At 69.1% G+C, this 22,436-nt stretch carries 22 protein-coding genes and 2 pseudogenes; 11 read left to right on the forward strand and 13 right to left on the reverse strand.

The window, feature by feature from the left end; all coding sequences use genetic code 11:
* Positions 1–183: 183 nt before the first annotated feature.
* From snpA to OH809_RS29615, 3 genes and pseudogenes are all read right to left on the reverse strand, one after another.
* Positions 184–948, reverse strand: coding sequence for a snapalysin (gene snpA, locus OH809_RS29605; protein ID WP_406419100.1), 765 nt, complete (start codon positions 946–948; stop codon positions 184–186).
* 505 nt (positions 949–1,453) lie between these two features.
* A pseudogene (locus tag OH809_RS29610) lies at positions 1,454–1,576 on the reverse strand (polyphosphate kinase 2); the annotation flags it as partial.
* A 695-nt stretch (positions 1,577–2,271) separates the two neighbouring features.
* Complete coding sequence (locus OH809_RS29615; protein ID WP_406419098.1) at positions 2,272–2,622, reverse strand: ankyrin repeat domain-containing protein; 351 nt, start codon at positions 2,620–2,622, stop codon at positions 2,272–2,274.
* A 460-nt stretch (positions 2,623–3,082) separates the two neighbouring features.
* Here OH809_RS29615 and OH809_RS29620 point away from each other — a divergent pair, with 460 nt between their 5' ends.
* On the forward strand, positions 3,083–3,532 hold the full coding sequence (locus tag OH809_RS29620) for a DUF3592 domain-containing protein (protein WP_406419096.1): 450 nt from the start codon (positions 3,083–3,085) through the stop codon (positions 3,530–3,532).
* Positions 3,533–3,943: 411 nt separating this feature from the next.
* Here the strand turns inward: OH809_RS29620 and OH809_RS29625 are convergent, their stop codons facing one another.
* A complete protein-coding gene (locus OH809_RS29625) occupies positions 3,944–4,153 on the reverse strand; it encodes a hypothetical protein (RefSeq protein WP_406419094.1) in 210 nt (69 codons plus the stop codon).
* A gap of 53 nt (positions 4,154–4,206) precedes the next feature.
* Here OH809_RS29625 and OH809_RS29630 point away from each other — a divergent pair, with 53 nt between their 5' ends.
* The 3 genes from OH809_RS29630 (at position 4,207) to OH809_RS29640 (ending at position 6,346) form a co-directional block, all read left to right on the forward strand.
* The gene (locus OH809_RS29630) at positions 4,207–4,590 is read left to right on the forward strand and encodes an NUDIX domain-containing protein (RefSeq protein ID WP_406419092.1); all 384 of its coding nucleotides are present in this window, start codon (positions 4,207–4,209) and stop codon (positions 4,588–4,590) included.
* 38 nt (positions 4,591–4,628) lie between these two features.
* Positions 4,629–5,393 (forward strand): GNAT family N-acetyltransferase, encoded by a 765-nt coding sequence (locus tag OH809_RS29635; RefSeq protein WP_406419090.1) that lies wholly within the window; start codon positions 4,629–4,631, stop codon positions 5,391–5,393.
* Between the two features lie 482 nt (positions 5,394–5,875).
* Positions 5,876–6,346: a hypothetical protein gene (locus OH809_RS29640; protein ID WP_406419089.1), complete on the forward strand. Its 471-nt coding sequence runs from the start codon at positions 5,876–5,878 to the stop codon at positions 6,344–6,346.
* Between the two features lie 168 nt (positions 6,347–6,514).
* On the opposite strand, the gene OH809_RS29645 is transcribed toward OH809_RS29640, so the two are convergent.
* The 3 genes and pseudogenes from OH809_RS29645 to OH809_RS29655 all read right to left on the reverse strand — a co-directional run bounded on the left by OH809_RS29645 (position 6,515) and on the right by OH809_RS29655 (position 7,933).
* Complete coding sequence (locus tag OH809_RS29645; RefSeq protein ID WP_366134162.1) at positions 6,515–6,808, reverse strand: GYD domain-containing protein; 294 nt, start codon at positions 6,806–6,808, stop codon at positions 6,515–6,517.
* 201 nt (positions 6,809–7,009) lie between these two features.
* Positions 7,010–7,153 (reverse strand): annotated as a pseudogene (locus OH809_RS29650) (IS701 family transposase); the annotation flags it as partial.
* Between the two features lie 234 nt (positions 7,154–7,387).
* Entirely contained in the window at positions 7,388–7,933 is a 546-nt protein-coding gene (locus tag OH809_RS29655; protein WP_406515868.1) for an MOSC domain-containing protein, read from the reverse strand.
* Between the two features lie 24 nt (positions 7,934–7,957).
* On the opposite strand from OH809_RS29655, the gene OH809_RS29660 reads away from it, so the two are divergent.
* The 4 genes from OH809_RS29660 (at position 7,958) to OH809_RS29675 (ending at position 10,861) form a co-directional block, all read left to right on the forward strand.
* Positions 7,958–8,098: a hypothetical protein gene (locus OH809_RS29660; RefSeq protein WP_406419085.1), complete on the forward strand. Its 141-nt coding sequence runs from the start codon at positions 7,958–7,960 to the stop codon at positions 8,096–8,098.
* A 294-nt stretch (positions 8,099–8,392) separates the two neighbouring features.
* Positions 8,393–8,794: a PIN domain-containing protein gene (locus OH809_RS29665; protein WP_406515869.1), complete on the forward strand. Its 402-nt coding sequence runs from the start codon at positions 8,393–8,395 to the stop codon at positions 8,792–8,794.
* Positions 8,795–9,233: 439 nt separating this feature from the next.
* Positions 9,234–10,586, forward strand: coding sequence for a DUF1254 domain-containing protein (locus OH809_RS29670; RefSeq protein ID WP_406515870.1), 1,353 nt, complete (start codon positions 9,234–9,236; stop codon positions 10,584–10,586).
* 47 nt (positions 10,587–10,633) lie between these two features.
* Complete coding sequence (locus OH809_RS29675; RefSeq protein ID WP_266986097.1) at positions 10,634–10,861, forward strand: DUF2277 domain-containing protein; 228 nt, start codon at positions 10,634–10,636, stop codon at positions 10,859–10,861.
* Here the strand turns inward: OH809_RS29675 and OH809_RS29680 are convergent.
* The 3 genes from OH809_RS29680 to OH809_RS29690 all read right to left on the reverse strand — a co-directional run bounded on the left by OH809_RS29680 (position 10,848) and on the right by OH809_RS29690 (position 14,141).
* A complete protein-coding gene (locus OH809_RS29680; protein WP_406515871.1) occupies positions 10,848–11,525 on the reverse strand; it encodes a DedA family protein in 678 nt (225 codons plus the stop codon). The two genes, OH809_RS29675 and OH809_RS29680, sit on opposite strands and share 14 nt — an antisense overlap.
* A 174-nt stretch (positions 11,526–11,699) precedes the next feature.
* Positions 11,700–13,388 (reverse strand): alkaline phosphatase D family protein, encoded by a 1,689-nt coding sequence (locus tag OH809_RS29685; RefSeq protein WP_406419078.1) that lies wholly within the window; start codon positions 13,386–13,388, stop codon positions 11,700–11,702.
* A 108-nt stretch (positions 13,389–13,496) separates the two neighbouring features.
* On the reverse strand, positions 13,497–14,141 hold the full coding sequence (locus tag OH809_RS29690; protein ID WP_406419077.1) for an HNH endonuclease family protein: 645 nt from the start codon (positions 14,139–14,141) through the stop codon (positions 13,497–13,499).
* Positions 14,142–14,443: 302 nt separating this feature from the next.
* On the opposite strand from OH809_RS29690, the gene OH809_RS29695 reads away from it, so the two are divergent.
* Positions 14,444–15,178, forward strand: coding sequence for an ABC transporter permease (locus tag OH809_RS29695; protein WP_406419076.1), 735 nt, complete (start codon positions 14,444–14,446; stop codon positions 15,176–15,178).
* Positions 15,179–15,399: 221 nt separating this feature from the next.
* On the opposite strand, the gene OH809_RS29700 is transcribed toward OH809_RS29695, so the two are convergent.
* Complete coding sequence (locus tag OH809_RS29700; protein ID WP_406419074.1) at positions 15,400–16,062, reverse strand: HAD-IA family hydrolase; 663 nt, start codon at positions 16,060–16,062, stop codon at positions 15,400–15,402.
* Positions 16,063–16,248: 186 nt separating this feature from the next.
* A complete protein-coding gene (locus tag OH809_RS29705; RefSeq protein ID WP_406515872.1) occupies positions 16,249–17,277 on the reverse strand; it encodes a peptidoglycan-binding protein in 1,029 nt (342 codons plus the stop codon).
* A gap of 117 nt (positions 17,278–17,394) precedes the next feature.
* Here OH809_RS29705 and OH809_RS29710 point away from each other — a divergent pair, with 117 nt between their 5' ends.
* Positions 17,395–19,437 carry an MFS transporter gene (locus OH809_RS29710; protein ID WP_406515873.1) on the forward strand — a complete coding sequence of 681 codons (2,043 nt, stop codon included), beginning with the start codon at positions 17,395–17,397 and terminating at the stop codon, positions 19,435–19,437.
* 67 nt (positions 19,438–19,504) lie between these two features.
* Here the strand turns inward: OH809_RS29710 and OH809_RS29715 are convergent, their stop codons facing one another.
* Complete coding sequence (locus tag OH809_RS29715; RefSeq protein WP_406515874.1) at positions 19,505–19,981, reverse strand: GNAT family N-acetyltransferase; 477 nt, start codon at positions 19,979–19,981, stop codon at positions 19,505–19,507.
* Positions 19,982–20,428: 447 nt separating this feature from the next.
* On the opposite strand from OH809_RS29715, the gene OH809_RS29720 reads away from it, so the two are divergent.
* A complete protein-coding gene (locus tag OH809_RS29720) occupies positions 20,429–22,399 on the forward strand; it encodes a bifunctional glycosyltransferase 87/phosphatase PAP2 family protein (protein WP_406516295.1) in 1,971 nt (656 codons plus the stop codon).
* Positions 22,400–22,436 lie beyond the last annotated feature (37 nt).

Consider the following 22,436-nt stretch of genomic DNA (forward strand, 5'->3'; position numbering starts at 1 on the left):
CGGCCACGTTCAAGGTCACCAATCAGTGGGCGGTTGGCTTCGCCTCCCGGCTCCGCCCTCCCAGGACAGCCATATAAAGCACCAGCGTCTGTCGGCCAGCCTGCAAGAGTGCTCAGACGACCGTCTTGAGCATGTGGCTGAAGCCATGCTCGACAGCGAGCCGCTTCCCACTTGGGAACGCAATCAATTCCAGGACGTGTTGTGGAGCGGACGCCCCGGACCGTGGCCCGGCGCCACGGTCCGTACCGGCGGTGCAGCGCTCAGGTGGTCAGCGGGCTGGTTCACCGTGCCCGGGGCCTGCGCGAGTCCGGTGGCCCACAGCTGGTCGACACGCGAGCGCTCGGTGGCGTTCGGGTAGCGGTTGGTGCAGGACGGGCCAGGGCCGCCGCCCGACATCAGCTCACTGCACGGCCCGCTGTAGTCGTCCGGCAGGCCCAGCACGTGCCCGGTCTCGTGGGTGACGACGCGGACCGAGTCGTTCTGCTGGTTCTGGGCGTAGTCAAGGAAGATGTAGCCGCGTCCGTGGCCGTTGCTGGAGGCGTAGGACCCGCGCGGGTAGTTGCCCTCGTGGTAGGAGAAGTCGGCACCGCTCGAAGCCTCCTGAAGCTTGACGTTGGACTCGGAGCTGTTCCAGATCGAGGCCGCGCTCGATATCTGCGAACGGAAGCTCGGTGCCTGGGAGGCGTTGTAGTAGACGGTCACCGCCTGCGCGTTGGGCTGGGCGGCCCGCTTCTCGGCGACCGACTTGAGCACAGCGTCGAAGAACGCCTTGTTGTTCGCGGCCTCCTCAACCGACCTGTCGTACCGCGCCACGGAGGTACCGGCGGAAGCGGACGGGGTGGCGGCCGTCTGGGCGCTCGCCGGCACCGCCGTGCCCAGCGCGCTGGAGGCCAGACCCAGGCCGAGAGCGAGGGCGAGGAGTCTCGCGGACGTTCGGGACGACTTCATGTGGGGGCTCCTACTCACTCGGTGACGCCGAGCGCCCGGTGCGCGGTCGACTCTGCGTGAACACCGGTTTTGAACTGCAGCGACGTCCTGTGGGTCGTCATTCTTAGAACGGCTCGACAGGGAGCGCAAAGGGTCCCGTCACTACGTCGCCTCGTAGGTCCCAGGACCTCGCCAGGGCAGGGCGCGGGTCTCCAGTCCGCACATGGCGGCGGGAGGGAAAGCTGTCGCGACGTCAGAAGCCTTACACCACGGGGCAGCGGGCGTGCGGGCCGGCCGGGCGGAACTCCGGGGCGCGCGGCGGAATCCGAATCTAGTCCAAAACGGACAAATCCTCAGATATCTTCCACGCTGCGTCTACTAAGTACGTCGGTTGGTTGCCGGAGCGCTCTGACCGACGTCATAAAATACGGGCTTCCGTTTCTTTCGCGCTCCGCCGGCCCCGGTCCGCCCCCAGGGAGTCACCCTCGGCGCTGGGCGGCATCCCTCACCGCTGAGCCGCCGCCGCTCAGTCCTGATCAGGATGGAAGCCGGGCCCGCCGTGCAGCCCGGCGAGCGGCGTGGGGGAGAGGTCGGTCGGTTCCTCGCCCGCCTCCAGCAGCGTGTCCGCCGCACCCAGTGGCTTCGGAGCTATGCGGGCCGGGCTGTCGTCAGCCACGCAAACGAGGTGCGTGCCCGGTCGTAGGCAGTAGTCGGGCTGACGTCCGAAAGCCGCTGACCGCCGGGTTGCTGCGTATGCGTCCCACTACCTTGATGCAGCTGGCCCGCACGGACCCAGCAACACGGCTGGGTGAACTGTGGCCTGCGGCGTAACTCCAGCCTGGCGAGGCCCGTCTCGTACGGCATGGGAGACATCAATGCTGTGCTCGTGTCGGAGCTTGGGCTGGCGGTGGTGGAGATTGTTGCGGGAGATGTAGCGACGCTGCACGCGATCGGCGCCCGCCGCCGACCGATGGGCATCGACCGGCGTCCCGGTCGACCACGAGGCGGTGGGCGGCGGTTTGGGGTGTCGAGGCAGTCGGTGCACTCCTGGGTGCGCAAGTACGAATCCCGGGCCCCGACTTGAGTGACCGGAACCCCCGCGGCGACCTCCATGACCGCGTGATACCGCTGCTCGACCACGCTCAACTCCACCAGCACGGCCCCGGCCCTCCCTGCACACGCCTGTCAGACGCACACAGCCAAGCCGAGGCAAGCGGTGTCAAGCATCAGGTGAAGCCGCAACGTCAAGCATCAACCGAGACAAGACAACCTTATGTTGATGCGGCGGACGGGATGGGAGCCGGGGTAAGTGGTGGGCTTGGGCAACCGGCGAAGGCGGGGCACTCACCCACGTTGCCGACCCGTGTGGGCCTCGATGAGCCGCACGGCCATCTCGTGACGTGACTGGAAGGCGAGGTGCATCGGGGTAAGCCCTTCGCGTGAGGGGCGTTCAGGGTCAGCCCCATAGGCAAGAAGGACCGCAGTCGCGGCAGCATGCAGCGGCGCTCCGGTCTGCACGGCGCCGTCTGCTTCGCCATCGACGGCCCGAAGCAAGGGGGTCCAGCCGCTGTAGCTGTCGAACTCATTCGGGTCGGCACCCGCGTCCAGGAGGCGCGTCAGCTCCGCCAAGTCATCTGACTCCACCGCCAGGTGCACAGCGGACATCTCGTAGCGCTCGCCTGTGGGAATCGTCACGCCACTGATTCAACCAGTCCACCGTGCCCACTCCGTGCCCGACCCAGGGGGAAGCAACGGGGAACGAGAGGTAACCACGGATGCCTCACACCGAAGGTGCAGGTCACCGTTCTCCCAGGTCAGCCCGCACCCGCGTACGGGGTCTTCCAAACTGGTGCTCCAGGCCGCGCTGTGGCGCTTGACCGGGTCATTGAGACTCCACCCACCTTCGTTGCCGACAGCGGGCAGCCGGGCCGTGTCCAGGGTGCCGACATCAACACATGATGGCAACTTGTCGCGCTGTTTACCCTGCTCAGCAACACGGATACGAGGCGCAGTCCATGTGCGAGACGAGCACACCACTTCGACGCAACTGAAATGAATGGTAAGGGACTTGGACGGCATATCAAACGCAGGCGCCTCCAGTGCGCACCAGCAGAACACGGCCGTAGGTGGCTTGAGGCCTCGTACGTCCCTACTCATGTCGCTGGTGCTCGCGCTGCTACTGGGCGCGCTGTCGGTGCTGGTGATGTTTCCGGCGGCCCAGCATCTACGCTCCCTTCAAGACGGCGAGCGGGCTCATGCGACGTTGCATACGAGCGGCGCGTGCATGGTGGGTCATTGCCAGGTTAAGTTCGAGGTGGCTGGGCGAACCGTGGTGGCGGATCTGCCGGTAGGCAGCGGAGGAGGCAAGAACTCTGTCGGCACTCGACTAACCGTCCGATACCAGGCGGACGATCCACAGGTAGTCGCCCGTGAAGAGGATGTCGGGGGCGGCGGGGCAGCCCTGCTGGCGGTGATTTCAGGCGGGGGCGCCCTGCTCTTCCTGGCAATATCAGTCGTGGCGGCGATCTTCGTGGCGCGGCAGCGGCGCTCGAACTCCATGCCTGGCCGGACACTTCAGGATGGGCAGCGGCACGGCGGTGACTAGGGCGGCACCGCGTCGTACCTCACCCGGCGGACCTGGGCTATCTGTGGACAGATTGCCGCCAACCCACACTTCGCAAGGCCAAGTCTGCACTGCCACGCAAGGCAGACTCGGCCTCCGGAGCTGAGTGCCATCGTCTGACCGGGGCCGCTGACATCTACGCCTGACATCAACGAGGACGGACGAATACGGATCGCGGCGGTGCCCCACGGAGTGGGCGCACCGCTCATGACATGGCGGTCCCACGGCGAGCCGGTAGCTCGATCGAACTTACAAAGCAGATGTCGGCGGTTCGAAACCGTCCGCGCCCACCAGCAGGAAGTACGACAAAGGCCCAGGTCACCGGCATCAAACCGGGAGCCTGGGCCTTGATCGTTCCTCCACCGTTCCGGCGGGGGAGCGGCGTCGTGCCACTCACGTGCCAGATGCCTCCTCCAGACCCTCACCGGAGGGCTCGGCCGGGCGGACCTTTTTGATCTGCTCATCAACATGAGCGGCGATCGCATGGTCCCGCCCGTTCACCAGGTGCTGATAGATCAGCGCGGCCCGAACCGACGAGTGCCCCATGCGCTGCATCAGCTCGCGCGTCGTTGCGCCACCGGTCGCAGCGAGGGTGTTGCTCAACGCCACTCAACTCCGCGTCTGTAGCCGGTGTGGTCGTTCGCGAAGACGGTCGGGTGCTGACGATCAGGCGAGCCGACAACGGAACGTGGGAGCTACCGGGCGGCGTGCTCGAACTGTCTGAGGCTCCCGAAGACGGCGTGCGCCGCGAGGTCTACGAAGAGACCGGCATCAAGGTCCAGGTGGACCGGTTGACCGGGGTTTACAAGAACACGGCCCGGGGCATCGTCGCTCTGGTCTTCCGCTGCCACGCAGAGGGCGGTCAGGAGCAGCTTTCCGAAGAGTCCACCGCGGCCCGCCACCACACTCGCGGCAGGCGGTCGAACTGGCTAGTACTAGGCCGTGTATCGAATGTGCTGGTCGCCAGCGCGACAGCGTCGGCGGACGACCCAAAATCGCATGCGATCTTCGCCCAGTCATGCTGGGATCAATCGCTATGAATGATCATTTCCTCAATGAAGCCGACTTGATGGACAGGATGGAACGGAACCTGGCGGAACATGCCTGTCACCTGCATCGGAGCATGACTGGTGCGGCCGTCACAGAGGCTGGTGACCTCCTGGTCGCCGACAGCGGCCTGGACGACGACACTTTCAACATCGTTGCCGCGGCCCGCTTCACCGCTGCCACCGCCCCGGCACGTATCACCGAGACCGCTCGGACGCTGGCCCGCACTGGCCGCCGTTTCTCCTGGTGGGTGGGGCCTGCCTCGACACCACTGGACCTCACCGCCCGCCTGACGGCGGCCGGTCTGTCGGCGTCCGAACGCGAGACGGCCATGTGGGCCGAGCTGGACGACACCCTGCCACTGCCCGCCGTCCAAGGACTGGACATGCAGACGGTGGCCACGCCCGAACAGCTTGCCGACTACGCCACGGTTCTCGCCGCGAACTGGGACCCGCCTGCTGACACCGTCCGCCGCTTCTTCGCCCAGGCCGCCCCGCAGGCACTGGCCGCGCACTGCCCGGCCCGGTACCTGGTCGGCTACATGGAGAGCCGTCCGGTCTGTTCGGCTGAAGTGTTTCATCACGCGGGGGTCGCCGGTATCTACAACATCTCCACCCTGGCCGCCCACCGCCGACGTGGCTACGGCGGTGCTATCACGCTCGCGGCACTCCGCACGGCCCGCGACCGAGATCACCGCATCGCGGTCTTGCAGGCGTCAGCCGACGGCGAGCCCGTCTACCGCCGCCTGGGGTTCCGCTCCTGTGGCCAGTTCACCGAACACACCATCAACCCCTGAACCACCTAAACTCCACTGGCCCTCCGCCCGCCTTTCCTGACGGTGCTGGTCACAGCCACTCGTTGATGGCCGCTACGAGGACAGTGGCCTCGTAGCGGACCGCGAGCTTGTCGTATCTCGTGGCCACAGCGCGGTGCCTTTTGAGGCGATTAATGCCGCACTCGACCGCGTGCCGAGCCTTGTAGTCCTCGGCGTCGAACTTGGGCGGCCAGCCACCACGCGAGCCGAGCTTCTTGCGGTTGCGGGTCTGGTCGGCCTTGTCCGGGATAGTGCAGCGGATGCCGCGTCGGCGCAGGTAGGCGCGGTTCTTTCAGGACGCATACGCTGCCATTCCCGTGTGGCCAGGCTGATGTGTCCCCGTATTACTGGATTCATGCCCGGGGGCGGGCACTGCCGTTGGGGGGCTGCTGGACCCCCGCTCTGCGCCTGTCGCTAGAGTGCGATGCTTGTTCGATTCGCCGCGGGGTGGAGGGGGAGGCGTTGTGAGCGCACAACTGAGAGACACCGCCGGGGAGTTGGCGGAGATATTGTGGCGGGAACACACTGTGTACCGGGAGCGGTCCGGCGGTGTGGTCATCCGGGGTGAGCATGTACGGCGGTGGATCAGCCTCGCTCCGGCGGGCGGCCGGGACGAGGTCCTCGTACGCGCGGGGCGCATCCTGGACGGCGGCACCACCGCTCCGGCGCGTTCGGAGGCCGTGGTGCCCCTCTCCGCCGGTACAGGAGTGCTCGCCGCGACCTGCCGTCGCCTGCTTGCCGAGGCGGCGGCTGATGTGGCGCCGGTCGCGCCGGGACGGGCAGCGCCCGGGCGGTCCAAGCGGTCCAATCAGTCCGGGAAGGCCGCGCGACCCATAGGCAGTGGGAAGCACACCAGTTTCGGTTCATGGGTGATCCTCGCCTGCGTCGCCGGTGTGATCGCCCTGTACGTCTACAGCACCGCGATGCACGGCTGACGAGTGCTGCAGGGACACGTCAGCCTGGATGCAATGGCCAGACGTCGGGACTGTGGACGAGCTCTACGTCAGCCTTGCGCAGAGCCTCTATGCGCGCCTCCCACGCCGAGTGCCGTACACGGGCTGCGTTGACCCGGGGAAACAACACCACCCAGCGTGTGGGGGTCTTCAGCCAGCCTTGGCGATGATGCGATCCATCTCCTCTTGACCGAAAGCCCGCAGAGTCGTGGTACGGACGTTGCCCACTCCGCCGAGCTGTAGGAGTGTCGCGGTGGCGGTTTCGTCGTCGGGCGCCTCGACGACGGCCACGAGGTCGTATGGACCGACGGTCCAGTAGATACTCAAAAGCTTCGCCCCGAGCTTCTGTGCCGCTGCGGCGAAGGCCTCGGCGCGTTTCGCAGTGTCCTTGTAGTTTCGGACCCCTTGATCGGTCCAGTTCAGCAACGTGACATACGTCGCCATCTTCTTCCACCTCCACGAGGAAACACATCGTGGGGATAATCCTGGACACCATGACTGAAGCCTGCACGAGGTGCGCACCCGAACGAGCTGTACGAGCGATCACAGGCGGTTGATCACGGTGGTCGGAACTTGCGCGAGGCGCTTTGCATTACAGCCGCGCTGACCTGCAAAGAGACACTCGGCAGCTCCGAGGCCGCCTCACATGGCGTCGGGAGTCGTCTCCCCGGCCCATTCGGCGATGGTCCAGCAGTTCTTCCGCGGCAGTTCCGCGAGCAGTCCCAGCACCAGGTGCCGTATTCGGCGACGGGGTTCGACCCGGGCGAACCTGCCCGCGATGCGGTCCATCAGGCCCTTGAACGCTTCCTGCCAGTGGGCAGCGTCTACGCTGCTGGCCCAACTCGGCCGATGAAAGGATGAGTTCGGGGTGGGGTGCATGCGGCGGCAGCTGAAGCTCCCGTTGGATGGGTTGTCGACCGAAAGCGACTTTTCCGCCTCAACCCGAGCTTCGTCCAGGTCCCTGCTGACGCATAGTTCCCGAACTCAGCCACGTCCGCCCCCACCGAGTGCAGAGGGTCCCCCTTAAACACGCTCCAGGGGGCGGTGCGGGGCCGGCGGGAGTTCGACCTCGATGTGGTCGTACGGGCGGACGGGGCCGCCGTGGCGGACCACGGCCATGATGCCGGACTTGAAAGTGAAGTCCCCCGAGACGGGATCGAGGACGAAGACCTCTCCGAGCAGGCCCTGCCGGAAGTCGTTGATCTTCGCGCACGGGTTGCGTAGCCCCGTCACCTCCACCACCGCCTGCTCGCCAAGGTGTAGCAGGGCGCCGGTAGGAAGGCCGAGCAGGTCAACACCTCGGGTGGTGATGTTTTCGCCGAGCTGGCCCGCAGAGACGGCAAAGTCCTTGAGGGCGAGCTCGTCGAAGAGTTCCTCGTGCATCAGGTGTACCTGACGCAGGTTGGGCAGGTCCGGCTCGTAGGTCATGCGGAACTGATGGCGGATCGTCTCCCCCGCGTGGACGTCCCCTTCGACGCCAAGGCCGGCAAGCAGCGTGACGGACTCGCGATTGGGCTTGCTGAACGAGTACGCCCCGTTGCTGCTCACCGCTGTGACCCGACCTGCCATCGCCCACCCCATCTGTTGGTCTGCATGCTTCGGGAAATCCTGAGGAAGCGTTGCATCAACGAGCTCAAGGAGTGGCGCGGCCTGGCCATCTGCTGGGACGAGACCGCGACCATCTACCTAGCCGGACTCCACCTCGCCGCCATCTTCGCATGGTCAGCCAGATGATCCATAAGAAACGGCCTGGATCAGCTCGTTCAGGTGGCCGGAGCGGCGGATCTGGTTCAGGCGGCCGTGCGGTGGTCGTGCCAGGCAGCGGCGGCGGTTGCCAGGCGCAGAGTCCACGGGGCGGGGTCGGCGGTGCTGATCTCGGCCCAGACGTTGCGGCCGGCGGCGGCAAAGGCTGGGCGACGACCTGCGACGCCATGAAGAGGAGCACGGCGGATTCACCGAGGAGGAACTGGCAGAAGCCCGAGCGAAGATCTTTGGCACCGCCGGTACCACTCAGCGCACGGACGCAGTATGAGTGAGCGCATCGAGAGCGTCGTCCTGGACTCGGAAGGGCTCTCAGCCTGGATCATGCAGGACCGCACGTTTCTCGCGATGTTGAAGGTGTTCCACGACGCCGGGGCTGATCTTGTCGTCGGGGCAAACACCATCGTGGAGGTCAGCCACGCGCGTACGGACCTTCCTCGCCTCAACTGGGCATTGTCGCGAGTCAAGGTGGAACCGGTCACGGAGCAAGCGGCGAAGGCCGCTGCAGAGCTCCTCGAGGAGGCCGGACTGCACGGCCACAAGTACGCCATCGACGCCACCGTGGCCGAAGTGGCACTGCGCCAGCCAAGGCCGGTCGCGCTGCTGACGTCCGACACCGACGACATGATCAGACTCTGCGGCGACCACGTCCGCATCATCGGCCTCTGACACGTTGGCATTCTCTTCGCAGGCCGGGGTCGCGTATTCCGGGCGGGTCGTACTGTTTCCCCTCACGCCCAGGCATCCTCGGAAGGCGCAGGGGCTCGGCAAGTCTCCCGTGGGTACGAGGTGCAAGGTGACAAAGGTGACGCGGTACCCGTCGGGCGGGTGAGGACGCGGGTCGCCCCGTTGTGCCGGCGGAGCCGCGACAGTTTTGCTGAGTCAGGTGAGGGGCTGTTCCGGCCTCCCGGTCGTGACCGATCGGAGGGCCGTTTTCATGACTGATGCCACGTCGACGCCGTCACTCGTACGGGTGCGTCCGGGTGGTCGCGCGGGCGGTCGCCGCGCAGGGTCGGATTCGTTCAGTTGTTCCGCTCCGGCCAATCCGGGGCTGTTCGCTGCTGCGGTGCTCACCGTGAGCGGCCGTGGCAGGGAAGGCGTGCAGGTGATGGGCGAACCGAACGGGCAGGGGGAAGACCTGGTCGCTCTTGCCGCCGAGGCGTACGTGTACGGGTATCCGCTGGTCGTCGACCTGTTGACGGTCGAGAGATCGATGCAGGAGGGCTTCGGCCCGCTGGCGCCGACCCCGTTCAACCACTTCGCGCACGCGGGGCCATGGGCCGGCCCCGATGCGCATGCCGTCTCCGTCGACAACGACACCGCTCATTCGATCGCCCAGCTGGACCTGTCCGGAGGGCCGATCCAGCTGCGTGTCCCGGACACCGACGGGGCTTACTACGTGCTGCAGTTCGTGGACGCCTGGACCAACAACTTCGCGTACGTCGGGCGTCGGGCCACCGGCACGGGCGCGGGTGACTGGCTCATTGTGCCGCCGGGCTGGTCGGGCAGGGAGCCCAGCGGGCTGCGCGGGGTGATCGATGCGCCGACCTCCGTCGTCTCTGTCGTCGGGCGCAACGTCCTCGACGGTCCGGACGACATGACGCGGGTGCGGGCGCTCCAGGAGCAGTACACGATCACGTATCTCGAACCCGGTACGCACCGGACGGGGCTGCCGGCGCCCGACCCCGACGTACCGGCGGAGCTGCGGTTCTTCGAGCAGCTCAGGGTGTGGATGGCCGACTTTCCACCGGCCGCCGACGACTGTGCGTACCAGGACCGGTTCCAGCCGCTGGGGCTGCTGGAGGAGGGGCCCTCGCCGTACGTCTGCGCCGATTCCGCCCTCGTACGCGCACTCACCGAGGGGATGACGCAGGGCAGGGAGCGGGTCGAGGCGGCCGTCGCCCGGCCGAGCACGGTGACGGGCGGGGGATGGGAGATGGATCCGCATCTCTTCGACTACAACCTCGACCACTTCGGGGTGGGGACGATCGACTCCCCGGAGTGGAAGATCGCCGACCGGGAGGCGTCCTACCTGGTCAGAGCGGTGGCGGCGCACGTGGCTCTGTGGGGGAGCCACGGGTACGAAGCGGTGTGCGCCCACACCTCCCACGACGCCGACGGCAATCCGCTGAGTGGTGCGCACTCCTATGTGATGCGCTTCGAGCAGCCGCCGCCGGTGGAAGCGTTCTGGTCCGTGACCATGTACGACGCGCCGGACCACCACCCCGTCGCACACCCGGCGGGCCGGCACTCGCTCGGGGACCGCAGCCCCGGGCTGGTGCGCGGGGCCGACGGGTCGCTGACGGTCCACATCAGCAAGGAGCCGCCCACGGACCCTGCCGCAGCGGCGAACTGGCTGCCCGCGCCCGACGGGGAGTTCCGGCCCGTGCTCAAGTTCCGCATGCCGGGGCGCGCGATCATCGACGGCAGTTATGAGCTCCCCGCCATCGAACTGAGCTGACCCGGGTGTTCCGGCCCGTTGTCAGTGGGGCGGTCCACACTGGAGTCATGTGCCGCAGCATCAAGACCCTTCGCCCGCCCGCCATCCCCGAGGAGGCCACCGAGGAGGACATCCGGGCGGCCGCCCTGCAGTTCGTGCGCAAGGTGTCCGGCTTCCGGGCTCCGGCCGCGCACAACCAGGAGGTGTTCGACCGGGCCGTGGACGAGATCGCCGCAGCGACCGCCAGACTGATGGACGGTCTTGAGGTGCGGGGGGCGGCCGTCAGGACGCCGTAGAAGCCGAAGCGGGTGCTGGAGCGGAAGCCGTCGCGGCGACCGCTCCGGGGCGGCGCATGAGGTACGCGGCAAGGGCGCCTGCCACGAACAGGGCCAGGACCGAGACCGCCGTACCCAGCCATGTCGTGCCCAGCCACTGGCCGCCGAAGTAGCCGAGGCCCACGCTGTAGCCCGCCCAGGCCACACCGGCCAGCGCCGACCAGGGCAGGAATTCCTTCACCCTGCGGTGCGCGGCGCCCGCGCCCAGGGAGACGACCGAGCGGCCGGCCGGGGCGAAGCGGGCGATGACGACGAGGATGCCGCCGCCGCGGCCCAGAGCCGCGCCGAGGCGTTCCTGCGCGGTGGTGAGGCGACGGGAGCGGGCAATCGCGCGGTCCAGGCGGTCGCCGCCGCGCCAGGCCAGCCGGTACGCGACGAGGTCGCCGAGCACCGAGGCGGTGGCCGCGCTCAGGATCAGGGCGAGGAGCGACGGCACCTGGGGGACATCTCCGGGGCTGCCTGCCGTGCCCACGACCGTGGTCGAGCCAGCGGCGGCGGCTGTCGCAGCGGTGATCACCAGGACCCCGCTGGGGAGAACGGGCAGGAAGACGTCCAGGAGCACCGAGAGGGCGACCACGGCATAGATCCATGGGCTGCCGGTCAGCGCACCCACACTCTCAAGCACCTTCTACTCCCCGATTCGTTTCAACGCCGCGACGTCGCAGGGGAGCGGCAGGAGCGGCAGGGCAGGCTGTACAGCGTACGCCTGCCGTTTACCTGAACATCATCGAAGTCCGGAGGATGTTGTGTACCTCACGCGTCACATCTGCACCGTGGGGGAGTGGCGCCCGGCCCATGCCTACGCGTCGGTGGTCAGGTTCTGGTCCAGCACCGTCTCCAGCTGCGCACCTGCACTGTTCTCATTGGCCTGAACCAATGTCAGGGCAGCTTTCCGGCCACGCAGGGTGAGGGTCATCAACTGATTGCCGAACCACGGTCCGCCGGTCTTCCGCCACTGGATCGGTGACGGACCCGTCCGTCCGTGCCGCGCCAGTGCTCGCCCCAGCCGCCGTCCCGCCCGGCTCCAGCCGAAACGGAATCCCGCCTTGAGCGCACCGGGTATCGAGTTGTGCACGGGAGAGCAGGTCAGCTGCAGGATGCGCGCCCCGGGCGCACCTCCCGGCGCGTCGGCCGGCCATGAGGGCTCCGCGATGTACGCGTGGTGCACATCGCCCGACAGTACGCACACCGTCGCCGGAGCGTCCGGGCCGCTCCCCGCCTCCCGGATCAGCTCGGTCAGCCGGCGGAACGAGGCGGGGAACGCCGCCCAATGTTCCAGGTCGGAGCGGCGGCGCAGATTCTCGCCGAACCGCGCCCAGCGCCCGCCGGGCCCACCCCGCTCACCGCGGCACAGCGCGGCGTCCCACTCCTCCGCGTCATGGACGAGCGGCGGAAGCAGCCACGGCAACGACGTACCGATCAGGAGGTGGTCGTACGAGCCGGGGTCGGCGAGTGCCTCCTCGCGCACCCAGCGCGCCTCCTCGGCGTCGAGCATCGACCGCCGCTCCTCGTCGAGAACGCGAGCCGCGCGGGTGTCCACCATCAGCAGCCGTACGCGGCCGAAAACACGACAGTAGCTCCACCGTGTACCGGCGGGTTCGGCGTCCGCCTCGGCGGCGAAACGGCGCAGTGGCTCCGTGCCGTCCGGGACGGCACGCACCTCGGCGTAGAGCGGGTCTGCGGCCAGGGCGGTGGGGGAGAGATTGCCGAGGTGCTGGTAGACCCAGTACGAGGCCAGCCCGCTGACGATCCGCTCGTGCCACCAGGGGGTTGCCCGGACATCGGCGAGCCAGGCGGCGCTGGTGTTCCAGTCGTCCACGACGTCGTGGTCGTCGAAGATCATGCAGCTGGGGACGGTCGAGAGCAGCCAGCGCACCTCGGGGTCGCGCCAGGACTCGTCGTAGAGGCAGGTGTACTCCTCGTAGTCCGCGACCTCGGCGCCCGGTGGTTCGTTCAGGTCCCGGCGTGCGGCGAGGCGGCGGCGGGTCGCCTTCGACGTCTCGTCGGCGTACACCTGGTCGCCGAGCAGGAGCAGTACGTCGGGGCGTACGGCACCGGGGTCGGCGGCGAGCCGGGCGGCGAGGGCGTCCAGGGCGTCGGGGCCGGCGGTGTCGGGCTCGCCGGAGGGGGGAGCCGCCCAGCGGCAGGACCCGAAGGAGATCCGGACGGGCCGATCCCCGGTGTCATCGGCCGATGCCGGCGGCGTGGTGATCGTGCTCCCGGGGAAGCCGGAGTCCTCGAGCGGCCAGACCCGGCGGCCGTCGAGCAGCACCTCGTACGCGGTGGTCGAGTCCGGGATCAGACCGGTCACCACCACCAGCGCGTAGTGGTGACCGGCGATCGCGAACGTCCGGGACGAGCCGGACGCGCCGTTCGCGCAACGGACTTCGGCCGTGGTGGGCCGGTCGGCCTCCACCCAGACGGTCGCGGTGGAGCCCGTCTCCCAGTCGACGTATCGCAGCAGTGGTCCCAGGCGCAGCCCGGCCATGAGATGCCCTCCTCGCGTCGTCCCGCACGGACGGAGCCCACGGCCCCGTACGGTACGGGCGGCTCCGTACCGTACGGAACGACGGAGAGGGGTCGGGCGGTTCCGGCGTCAGCAGCCGTTGAGGACCGACTGGAGCGCGCTCTTCTCCGCGGAGTCGACGGTCAGGTTGTAGTAGTGCTTCACATGCACCCAGGCGCGCACGTACGTGCACTGGTACGCGGTACGCGACGGCAGCCACGTCGCCGGGTCCTGGTCGCTCTTGGACTGGTTGACGTTGTCCGTGACCGCGATGAGCTGCGGGCGCGTCAGATCGTTGGCGAACGCCTGGCGTTGGGCGGTGGTCCAGCTGCTCGCGCCGGAGCGCCAGGCCTCGGCAAGCGGGACCATGTGGTCGATGTCCAGGTCGGAGGCCGCCTTCCAGGTGACCCCGTCGTACTCCGAGTACCAACTGCCGCTGACGGCAGCGCAGGCGGAGTCCTGGACCACGTTCGTGCCGTCGCGCTTCAGGACGACCTCGCGGGTGTTGCAGGTGCCCGACTGGGTGATCCAGTGCGGGAACTTGTCCCGGCTGTAGCCGGTCGACGAGCCTTCCGCCGACACCGTCAGCTGGCTCAGGTAGGTGCGGGCGGTGGAGGCACTGACCGGGGTGGGCATGGCTGCCTGGGCGGTGGGTGCGGTGAGCAGCCCCGTGGTTGCGGCAAGTGCGGCGGATGCGACGACCACACCTATGCGACGCGCGTAGATACCTGACATGCGAACTCCCTTGATGCGGGGGGACCTTGGACGGGCGACCGGTGGAGCCCGGCCATCGTGGCGGCGCCAGGTTTCTGTGAGGTGGGCGCCAGGTAACAGGGTGGCGACATGGGCATGTCACATCAAGGGCTGGGGCGGACCGGTCTGCGGTGCGAGGCCGTACGGAAGGAAATGTGCGGGCGTGCGCGGATGTTCGCGGCCCATGGGGGCGCCCGGGCCCGTACGCGAGGCATATAAGAGGGACCGGGGGCTGACGTCGACAGGTTGCGAATGCCGGGGCGGGCCGGACTTATGGTTGCCGCGTGCTGCTTCCGGTCAACCTCACGCTCGGCATCGTCCTCGCCGTGCTGCTCGCTGCGGCCGCCGCCGTCGCCGCCTGGGCCTCGCTCGGCCGGTCGCGCGAGATCGTCCTCGCAGGGCTGCGCGCCGCGGTCCAGCTCGCCGCCGTCTCCGTGCTCATCGGCTGGGTGGTCCGCTCGCTGCCGCCGCTGCTCTGCTTCGTGGCGCTGATGTACGCCGTGGCGGTGCGGACCGCCGGACGTCGGATCACCAGGAACCGCACCTGGTGGTGGGCGGCTGTGCCGATCGCCGCGGGGGTCGCGCCGGTGGTCGCCCTGCTGCTGCTCACCGGGCTCCTGCCGGTCCGGGGCATCGCGCTGATCCCGGTGACGGGCATTCTCATCGGGGGTGCGCTCACTGCGACCGTACTCGGCGGACGACGGGCGCTGGACGAACTGACCACGCGGCGCGGGGAGGTGGAGGCGGGAATGGCGCTCGGGCTGCTCGACCGCGATGCCCGGCTTGAGATCGCCCGGCCCGCAGCGTCGGACGCGCTGCTGCCGGGGCTGGACCAGACGCGGACGGTGGGGCTCGTCACGCTGCCAGGGGCGTTCGTGGGCATGCTGCTGGGCGGCGCCTCACCGGTTCAGGCGGGGGCCGTGCAACTGTTCGTACTGGTGGCGCTGATGGCCGTACAGGCGGTGGCTGTTGCCACGGTGCTGGAACTGGTGGCGCGGGGGCGGCTGCGCCGCGACTGAGACCGGCCGGCAATGGGGGGGTGGGTGAAGGAGCGGGGCTGGGGTGCGTGCATCGCAAGGCGGAGGATTGAGCCATGGCGAATGGGGCCTCCCCTGCTCGAGCGAAGCCGAGAGCTCGGGGAACATGGTGATGGACGACAACGCCGCGAGGTGCGTGCCCCAGCCCCGTGATGCCGCCCCCCAATTGCAGGTCGGTCTGAACCCCGGGAGGCTTTCCCGGGTCAGAGGGCGCGGATGTGCAGACGGATCGAGCCGTCGGCCGACGCCTCCACCCGGATCTGCGTCAGATCCCCGACGTGTGCATCCGGCGCCAGTGCCGCGGCGCGCGGGCCCACGCCCACGACGCGCATCCCGGCCGCCCGGCCTGCCGCGATACCTGCCTCCGAGTCCTCGAAGACGATGCAGTCGGCCGGGGCGAAGCCCAGTTCGGCCGCCCCCTTGAGGAAGCCCTCGGGATCGGGCTTGCTGGCGCCGACGCATTCCGCCGTGACGCGGGTGCTCGGCATCCGCAGTCCGGCCGCCGTCATCCGGGCCTGAGCGAGCGCCTCGTCGGCCGAGGTCACCAGGGCGTGCGGGAGCGTGGCGATCGCGTTCATGAACGCCGGGGCGCCGCCGATCGGGACCACGCCGTCGGTGTCGGCGGTCTCCTCGGCGAGCATGACCCGGTTGTCGGCGTAGTTCTGCTCCATCGGCCGGTCGGGCAGGAGTACCGCCATGGTGGCGTACCCCTGCCGCCCGTGGACCACCTTGAGTGCGGCCTCGGGGTCCAGCCCCTCCCGCAGCGCCCAGCGCCGCCAGCAGCGCTCCACCACCGCGTCGGAGTTCACGAGTGTGCCGTCCATGTCGAGCAGGAGGGCACGTGCGGTGAGGACGGTGGCCGGCATCGGCGGGCTCCAGGGCGCGGGGGAGGAGGGCAGCGTGGGGCGAAGAGAACAAGCGGTCCCGCCCGCCGGTCAGGGGGTGCGGGCGAGGACCGCTTTGTTCCACCACGGTACAAAAACCTGCCCGGGAAAGCGAATCCCTTTCCGAATACGGGAGGAGAGGGCCGGCTCCCGGGGCCGGCCGCCTCCTCAGGACTGGCCGCGGCCCGTCGTCTCCGCCTCCAGTGCGCTCCGGGTGCTCGGGCCGTAGACGCCCGGCGGGTCGCCCTCGACGGACTTGTACGACTGGTAGGCGCGTACGGCGTTCTCGACCCGGTCCGTGTAGTTGCCGTTGTCGGGTCCCTGGTAGAGCGACACCTCCTGCAGCCGCCGTTGCAGCTCGGCCACCTCGGTGCCGTGGTCGCCGCGCTGCAGCGTGCGGCCCTGCGGCTTCCCGAGCGACGGGTCCGTCGAGGTCCCGGTGGGCTGCGAGACCGTCGCCGATGCCGACGGGGCGGGTGGGCGCGAAGAGGCAGCGGATGCGGAGGGGGAGAGCGAGGTGCTCGCCGACGCGGAGGCGGATGCGGACGGCAATGCCGAGGCCGACGGGGAGGAGGACACGGAGGCGGACGCGGACGCCGACGGCGATGCGTCCGGTGAAAGGGGCGCATCGGGGATGCTCGACACGTGGGCACTCGGGAGCGTCCGGTCGTGCTCGGAGTCCCCGTTCCCGTCCCCGCCGAACAGGCCGCCGGCGAACGCCGCGATGCCCACCACGCCGACCGCGGCCGCGCCGACCGCGAGCACCGCGAACGGCCGTTGGCGGCGTGGCCGCACCGGGTCCACCAGGCCCAGGTCCACGGCCATGGCGTCCGTACGGGGATCATCCGCCCCGGCACTCTCCTGCGACAGAGGCGGCGGAGGCGACAGAGGCGGCGGATCCTCGGGCGCCGCCCGGTCGAGGAAGAGCGGCATCGTCATGGCGGCGTCCGTCATGGCGGCGTCCGCCGGGGCGGCGTCCGCGGGCGCCTCGTCGCCCCCCAGCGTCACGTACGGCCGGATCCGCAGGGGATCGAAGTCCTCCGCCGCCGCGGTCTCCGCCCGCTCGGCCGCGCGCCGTGCCGCACGCTCCGCGCACCCGCACCGGGGCCCCGCGCCAGGTCTGCCGTGCGGTCCCCCGTCCCATGCATCCGTCGCTCTGTCGTCCGTGCCGCATTCCGGGCAGACATGTCCGGTCATTGTGGGCCCCTCCCCTTGAACTGCCTGCGATTATGCAGTCCGCCGCGGTGATGCCCCAACAGGCCATAACCGTCCACAACGGCCAGGATGGGATGTAGCGGAACCGAGGAGATGTTCATGGCCCACCAGCTGAACCCCCCGGCCCTGGCCCCTGGCGAAGGCCGTTCCCAGCGGACGGTCCTGGTCGCCATCGGTGCCCTGCTCCTCGGCATGCTGCTTGCCGCACTCGACCAGACCATCGTCTCCACCGCCCTGCCGACCATCGTCAGCGAACTCGGCGGCCTGGAGCATCTGTCCTGGGTGGTCACCGCCTATCTGCTCGCGTCGACCGCCGCGACCCCGCTCTGGGGCAAGCTCGGCGACCAGTACGGCCGCAAGAAGCTCTTCCAGATCGCCATCGTCATCTTTCTCATCGGCTCCGCGCTCTGCGGCATGGCCCAGAACATGCCGCAACTGATCGCCTTCCGTGGTCTCCAGGGCCTCGGCGGCGGCGGCCTGATGGTGCTCTCGATGGCGATCGTCGGTGACATCGTCGCCCCGCGCGAACGCGGTAAGTACCAGGGGCTGTTCGGCGCGGTCTTCGGTATGACGAGCATTCTCGGACCGCTGCTCGGCGGCCTCTTCACCGAACACCTCAGCTGGCGCTGGGTGTTCTACATCAACCTGCCGATCGGCGTCGTGGCCCTGCTCGTCATCGCCGCAGTGCTGCACATCCCGGTCCGTCAGGCCAAGCACACCATCGACTACCTGGGCACCTTCCTCATCGCCTCCGTCGCCACCTGCCTGGTTCTCGTCGCCTCGCTGGGCGGATCGACCTGGGCCTGGGGCTCGGTGCAGATCATCGGACTCGCCGTCGTCAGCGTGGTGCTGCTGATCGCCTTCGTGTACGTCGAGCGGCGCGCCGCCGAACCCGTACTGCCGCTGAAGCTGTTCCGGATCCGGACCTTCAGCCTCGTCGCCGTGATCAGCTTCGTCATCGGATTCGCGATGTTCGGAGCGATGACGTATCTGCCGACGTTCCTCCAAGTCGTGCACAACATCTCGCCGACCCTGTCCGGTGTGCACATGCTGCCGATGGTGCTCGGCCTTCTCCTCACCTCGACCATATCCGGTCAGATCGTCAGCCGTACGGGCCGGTGGAAGGTCTTCCCGATCCTCGGTACCGGCATCACCGCGATCGGCCTGCAGCTCCTGCACCGGCTCACGGAGTACAGCAGCACCTGGCAGATGAGCGCCTACTTCTTCGTCTTCGGTGCCGGGCTCGGTCTGGTGATGCAGGTCCTCGTGCTGGTCGCGCAGAACGCCGTCACGTACGAGGACCTCGGCGTCGCGACCTCCGGGGCCACGTTCTTCCGCTCCATCGGTGCCTCGTTCGGTGTCGCCGTCTTCGGCACGATCTTCACCAACCGGCTCACCGGCAAACTCGGCACGGCCCTCTCGGGCGTCACGCTGCCACCGGGCATCGATGCCGGGCGACTGGCCGCCGACCCGCGCGCCATCCCCCAACTGCCGCCCGCGCTGCGGGCCCCGGTGATCCACGCGTACTCGACCTCGATCACCGACGTCTTCCTGTACGCAGCGCCCGTCGTCCTGGTCGCCTTCGTCTTCGCCTGGTTCCTCAAGGAGGACAGGCTGCGCGGCTCGGTGACGGCTCCCGACAGCACGGAGACCCTGGCCTCGAACCCGGTCGAGCGTTCCTCGTACGACGAATGCGCACGCGCCCTGTCGGTGCTCGCCACCCGCGAGGGGCGCCGCGACGTCTATGTGAGGATCACCGAGCGTGCGGGGTACGACCTGCTGCCCGCGGCCAGCTGGATGCTGCTGCGCATCAAGCGGCACGGCGCCGTCGAACCCGCGCTGCTCGCCGACGCCACCCCTGTACCGGTGCGCGTGATCAACGATGCGGTGCGACAGCTGGAGGAGCGCGGTCTGGCCCGGCGCGAAGGGGTGCAGTTGGTGCTCACCGACCGCGGTTCGGAGGCCGTGGTGAAGCTGGCGGAAGCGCGCGAGGAGTTGCTGGCCGAGCTGTTGGGCGACTGGTGGGGGCCGGAGCGGCCGACCGACCTGGTCGGACTTGTCGCGGAGCTGACCGCCGAGACGACCGGATCGAGCAGGGAACAGCCGCGCTGTCCGGAGCCGAGGCGGGACCACGCACTCTGACCCGGGCCCGGGGATCCCCGGCCGGACCCCGGCCGCCCGGCGACAGCTCCCGGTCACAGTGCCCGGGTCACAGCTCCTTGGCGAACCAGTGCTCCGCGTACTGCCGCCGATGGAACGCGGGCACCTCCCGGTAGCCGTGCTTGGCGTACAGCCCGCGTGCCTCCACCAGGTCGTTGCGGGTGTCCAGCCGGATCTGCCCTACGCCGAAGGCGCGCGCCGCACTCTCGACGGCCGCCAGCAGCAACCCGCCGCCGCCCGTGCCGCGGAACTCGGGGCGCACGAAGACGCGGGTGAGTTCCGCGGTGTCCGCGTCCACCACCAGCAGCCCGGCACAGGACGCGGGTTTCCCGTCGAATCTGCCGACGACGAACGCGCCGGTCGGCCCCGTGAGCAGGTCGGCGCCGTCGCCGGAAAGTCCCTCGTCGATCTCCTCCGCGGTCGCGGGCCGCTGCCAGTAGCGGCTGGCGACCTCGTCGTAGTAGTCACGGCGCAGGGCGCTCGCGTCGGGAGAGTCGAAGCGTTCGGGGGTCACGATCCACGTCATGTGCGCCATTGTGACCTGCGCATGACCGGAGAGCCGAACGGTTTCGGGGGAGGGCTACGCCGTGACCGACCTCGCGCGCGAACTGGTGCGGACCGATGTGCTCCGGGCGGCGACCCGGGGGTGTCCGTCGTGCCCCGCCGCGACCGCCCGATCAACCGATCAGCCGATCAGGGGGACAGACGTCGGAGCGAGCGGCCCGGTTCCGGCCACTGTGTGTCCGGGCCCGACCACGCTCTCTTGCGTTCTCTCGAACAAAAGCGGGATGACAGTCAGGCGAAGAGGGGGTTGATTGTGTCTACCTCATAGCGCAATGCGAAGGTTTCACAGCGCGTCCCGGGTCGAGGGACGGCGGATGAACAGTGGGAGGGTCGGCGCAGCGTGGCGAATGCGGAGCACAGTGTGCGCGGAAACGCGGTGACGGGGGCGAGGACCGGGGCTGCCCGGGCTGTGCTCTGGCTGGTTGTCGCAGTGCTGGCGGGACGGCAGATGGCGGTGGTGCTGCGGCAGCCACCCGGTGAACGGCTCACCGACCTGGAGACCTGGATCGGCGAGAACGGCGTACTGCATGTGGCGGGGTCGCTGTACGACAGCGACCGGTTCACCGGCACCCCCTTCGCCGGACTGGTGCTGAAGCCACTGACCCGCACGGCCGAACAGAGCCTCGGCGTCGCCTGGACCTTCGGTTCGCTGCTGCTGGTCGCCGTCCTCGGCATCGTCGCGGCCCGAGCCCTGCCGGGACCCGTCTCCCGCCGCACCTCGCTGCTGGCCGCCCCCGTCGCGATCAGCCTGCTCATGCTGTCCCTGCCGGTCCGTAACGCTTTCCACCTCGGCCAGACCAGCATTCTGCCGGTCCTGCTGGTGCTTCTGGGCTGCTTCGTGGCCCGCGGGGAACGGGCATCCGGCGTACTGATCGGGATCGCCGCCGCGCTCCAGCCGACCATGCTGCTCTTCGCCGCCCTGCTCTGGCTCACCGGACGCCGTCGGGCCGCCGTGACGGGCGGCGGCGCGTTCGCCGCGTGCACCGCCCTGGCCTGGGCCGCGATGCCGCACGACTCCTTCACGTACTGGGTGCACCATGTCGCGGGCGCCGGGCTCGGAGACGGTGCGGACAGCCTCGCCAACCAGTCCCTGCACGGCGCGCTGCTTCGCTTCGGCCTTGCGGGCCCGCTCGAGATCGTGCTGTTCCTGCTGCTGGCCGCCGCCGTCTGCTACGTCGGGCTGCGCCGCGCCATACGCTACGCGCGGGACGGCCAACTGCTCCTCGCCGTCTCCGTGACCGGCTGCGTCGCCGTCGCGGTCTCGCCGACCGCCTGGCAGCATCAGCTGCTGTGGGTGCTCCTCGCCGTCGTCGGCCGGGCCGGTACCCGCGCCTCCGAACGGCTGGTGTGGCCGGCCATTGTGGTGCTCGTGCTCACCCTGCCCGGGAAGACACTGCTGCCGAACATCCCGGTCGCCCACCCGGTACGGGACAACGTGCTGCTCCTGGCGGCGCTCGCCGCGGCCTGCGCCGCACCGTTCCTGCCGCGCACCTCACCGTACTGGCAGCACCCGGTCCCCACGGACTACGCCGCCCCGGTCCCGGCCCGCTGGAGCCGCGTACCGTTGCTGCCGTTCTGGCGGAGGGTGCTCAGCCGCCCCAATCTGCTGCTCGAACTTCTGCTGATCCGGGTGGTCTACTCCGCATACGCGCAGGTCAGGCTCGCGGCCACGGCCGGCCGCGCCACCGCCGAGGAGCACGGACGGCAGATCCACTCGCTCGAACAGTGGCTGCACATCGACATCGAGCACTGGGCCAACCACACGGTCGTCCACATCGGCTGGCTGCAGGACTTCTTCGACTACTACTATTCGACGTTCCACTTCATCGTGCCGCTGACGATCCTGGGTGTGCTGTACGTACGCCGCCCCGCGGACTACCGCTGGGCCCGCTCCACCCTCGGCTTCGCCACCCTGGTCGCACTGCTCGGCTTCTGGCTCTACCCGCTGGCCCCGCCGCGGCTGATGCCGGGGCTCGGCTTCATCGACACGGTCCACGGCGTCCAGGACTTCGCGAAGCCCGACTACGGGACGCTGACCGCGATGACCAACCAGTACGCGGCGATGCCCTCGCTGCACTTCGGCTGGTCGCTCTGGTGCGGCATCATGATCGTGATGCTGGCCCCGAAGGCGTGGATGAAGGCGCTCGGGCTGCTGCACCCGCTGTTCACGGTCTCCGCGATCGTCGCCACGGCCAACCACTGGGTACTCGACGCGGTGGGCGGGGCGCTGGTCATCGGGACCGGATTCCTGCTGACGTACGTCCTGGCGGGGCCGCGGAGACTGCAGCCCGTGGCGGGGCCGCCGGACGGGGCGGACGGCACGACGTCCGCGGAACACGTGCGGGAGGAGACCGGCGAGGCGGTGGGCAGCAAGCGCTGACCGGGCCGCACCCGGCCCTGCTTCACCAGGGGGTCGG

Origin of the sequence: Streptomyces sp. NBC_00873 (assembly GCF_045207415.1) — a bacterium.
In the GTDB taxonomy this organism is placed as follows: domain Bacteria; phylum Actinomycetota; class Actinomycetes; order Streptomycetales; family Streptomycetaceae; genus Streptomyces.

Coding starts and splice junctions, on each gene's coding strand:
- OH809_RS29665 (WP_406515869.1), top strand. CDS start 8,393: ATGAGTGAGCGCATCGAGAGCGTCGTCCTGGACTCGGAAGGGCTCTCA.
- OH809_RS29620 (WP_406419096.1), top strand. CDS start 3,083: ATGTCGCTGGTGCTCGCGCTGCTACTGGGCGCGCTGTCGGTGCTGGTG.
- OH809_RS29635 (WP_406419090.1), top strand. CDS start 4,629: ATGGAACGGAACCTGGCGGAACATGCCTGTCACCTGCATCGGAGCATG.
- OH809_RS29675 (WP_266986097.1), top strand. CDS start 10,634: ATGTGCCGCAGCATCAAGACCCTTCGCCCGCCCGCCATCCCCGAGGAG.
- OH809_RS29645 (WP_366134162.1), bottom strand. CDS start 6,808: ATGGCGACGTATGTCACGTTGCTGAACTGGACCGATCAAGGGGTCCGA.
- OH809_RS29710 (WP_406515873.1), top strand. CDS start 17,395: ATGGCCCACCAGCTGAACCCCCCGGCCCTGGCCCCTGGCGAAGGCCGT.
- OH809_RS29655 (WP_406515868.1), bottom strand. CDS start 7,933: ATGGCAGGTCGGGTCACAGCGGTGAGCAGCAACGGGGCGTACTCGTTC.
- OH809_RS29705 (WP_406515872.1), bottom strand. CDS start 17,277: ATGACCGGACATGTCTGCCCGGAATGCGGCACGGACGACAGAGCGACG.
- OH809_RS29685 (WP_406419078.1), bottom strand. CDS start 13,388: ATGGCCGGGCTGCGCCTGGGACCACTGCTGCGATACGTCGACTGGGAG.
- OH809_RS29670 (WP_406515870.1), top strand. CDS start 9,234: ATGGGCGAACCGAACGGGCAGGGGGAAGACCTGGTCGCTCTTGCCGCC.
- OH809_RS29700 (WP_406419074.1), bottom strand. CDS start 16,062: ATGCCGGCCACCGTCCTCACCGCACGTGCCCTCCTGCTCGACATGGAC.
- OH809_RS29715 (WP_406515874.1), bottom strand. CDS start 19,981: ATGACGTGGATCGTGACCCCCGAACGCTTCGACTCTCCCGACGCGAGC.
- snpA (WP_406419100.1), bottom strand. CDS start 948: ATGAAGTCGTCCCGAACGTCCGCGAGACTCCTCGCCCTCGCTCTCGGC.
- OH809_RS29660 (WP_406419085.1), top strand. CDS start 7,958: ATGCTTCGGGAAATCCTGAGGAAGCGTTGCATCAACGAGCTCAAGGAG.
- OH809_RS29690 (WP_406419077.1), bottom strand. CDS start 14,141: ATGTCAGGTATCTACGCGCGTCGCATAGGTGTGGTCGTCGCATCCGCC.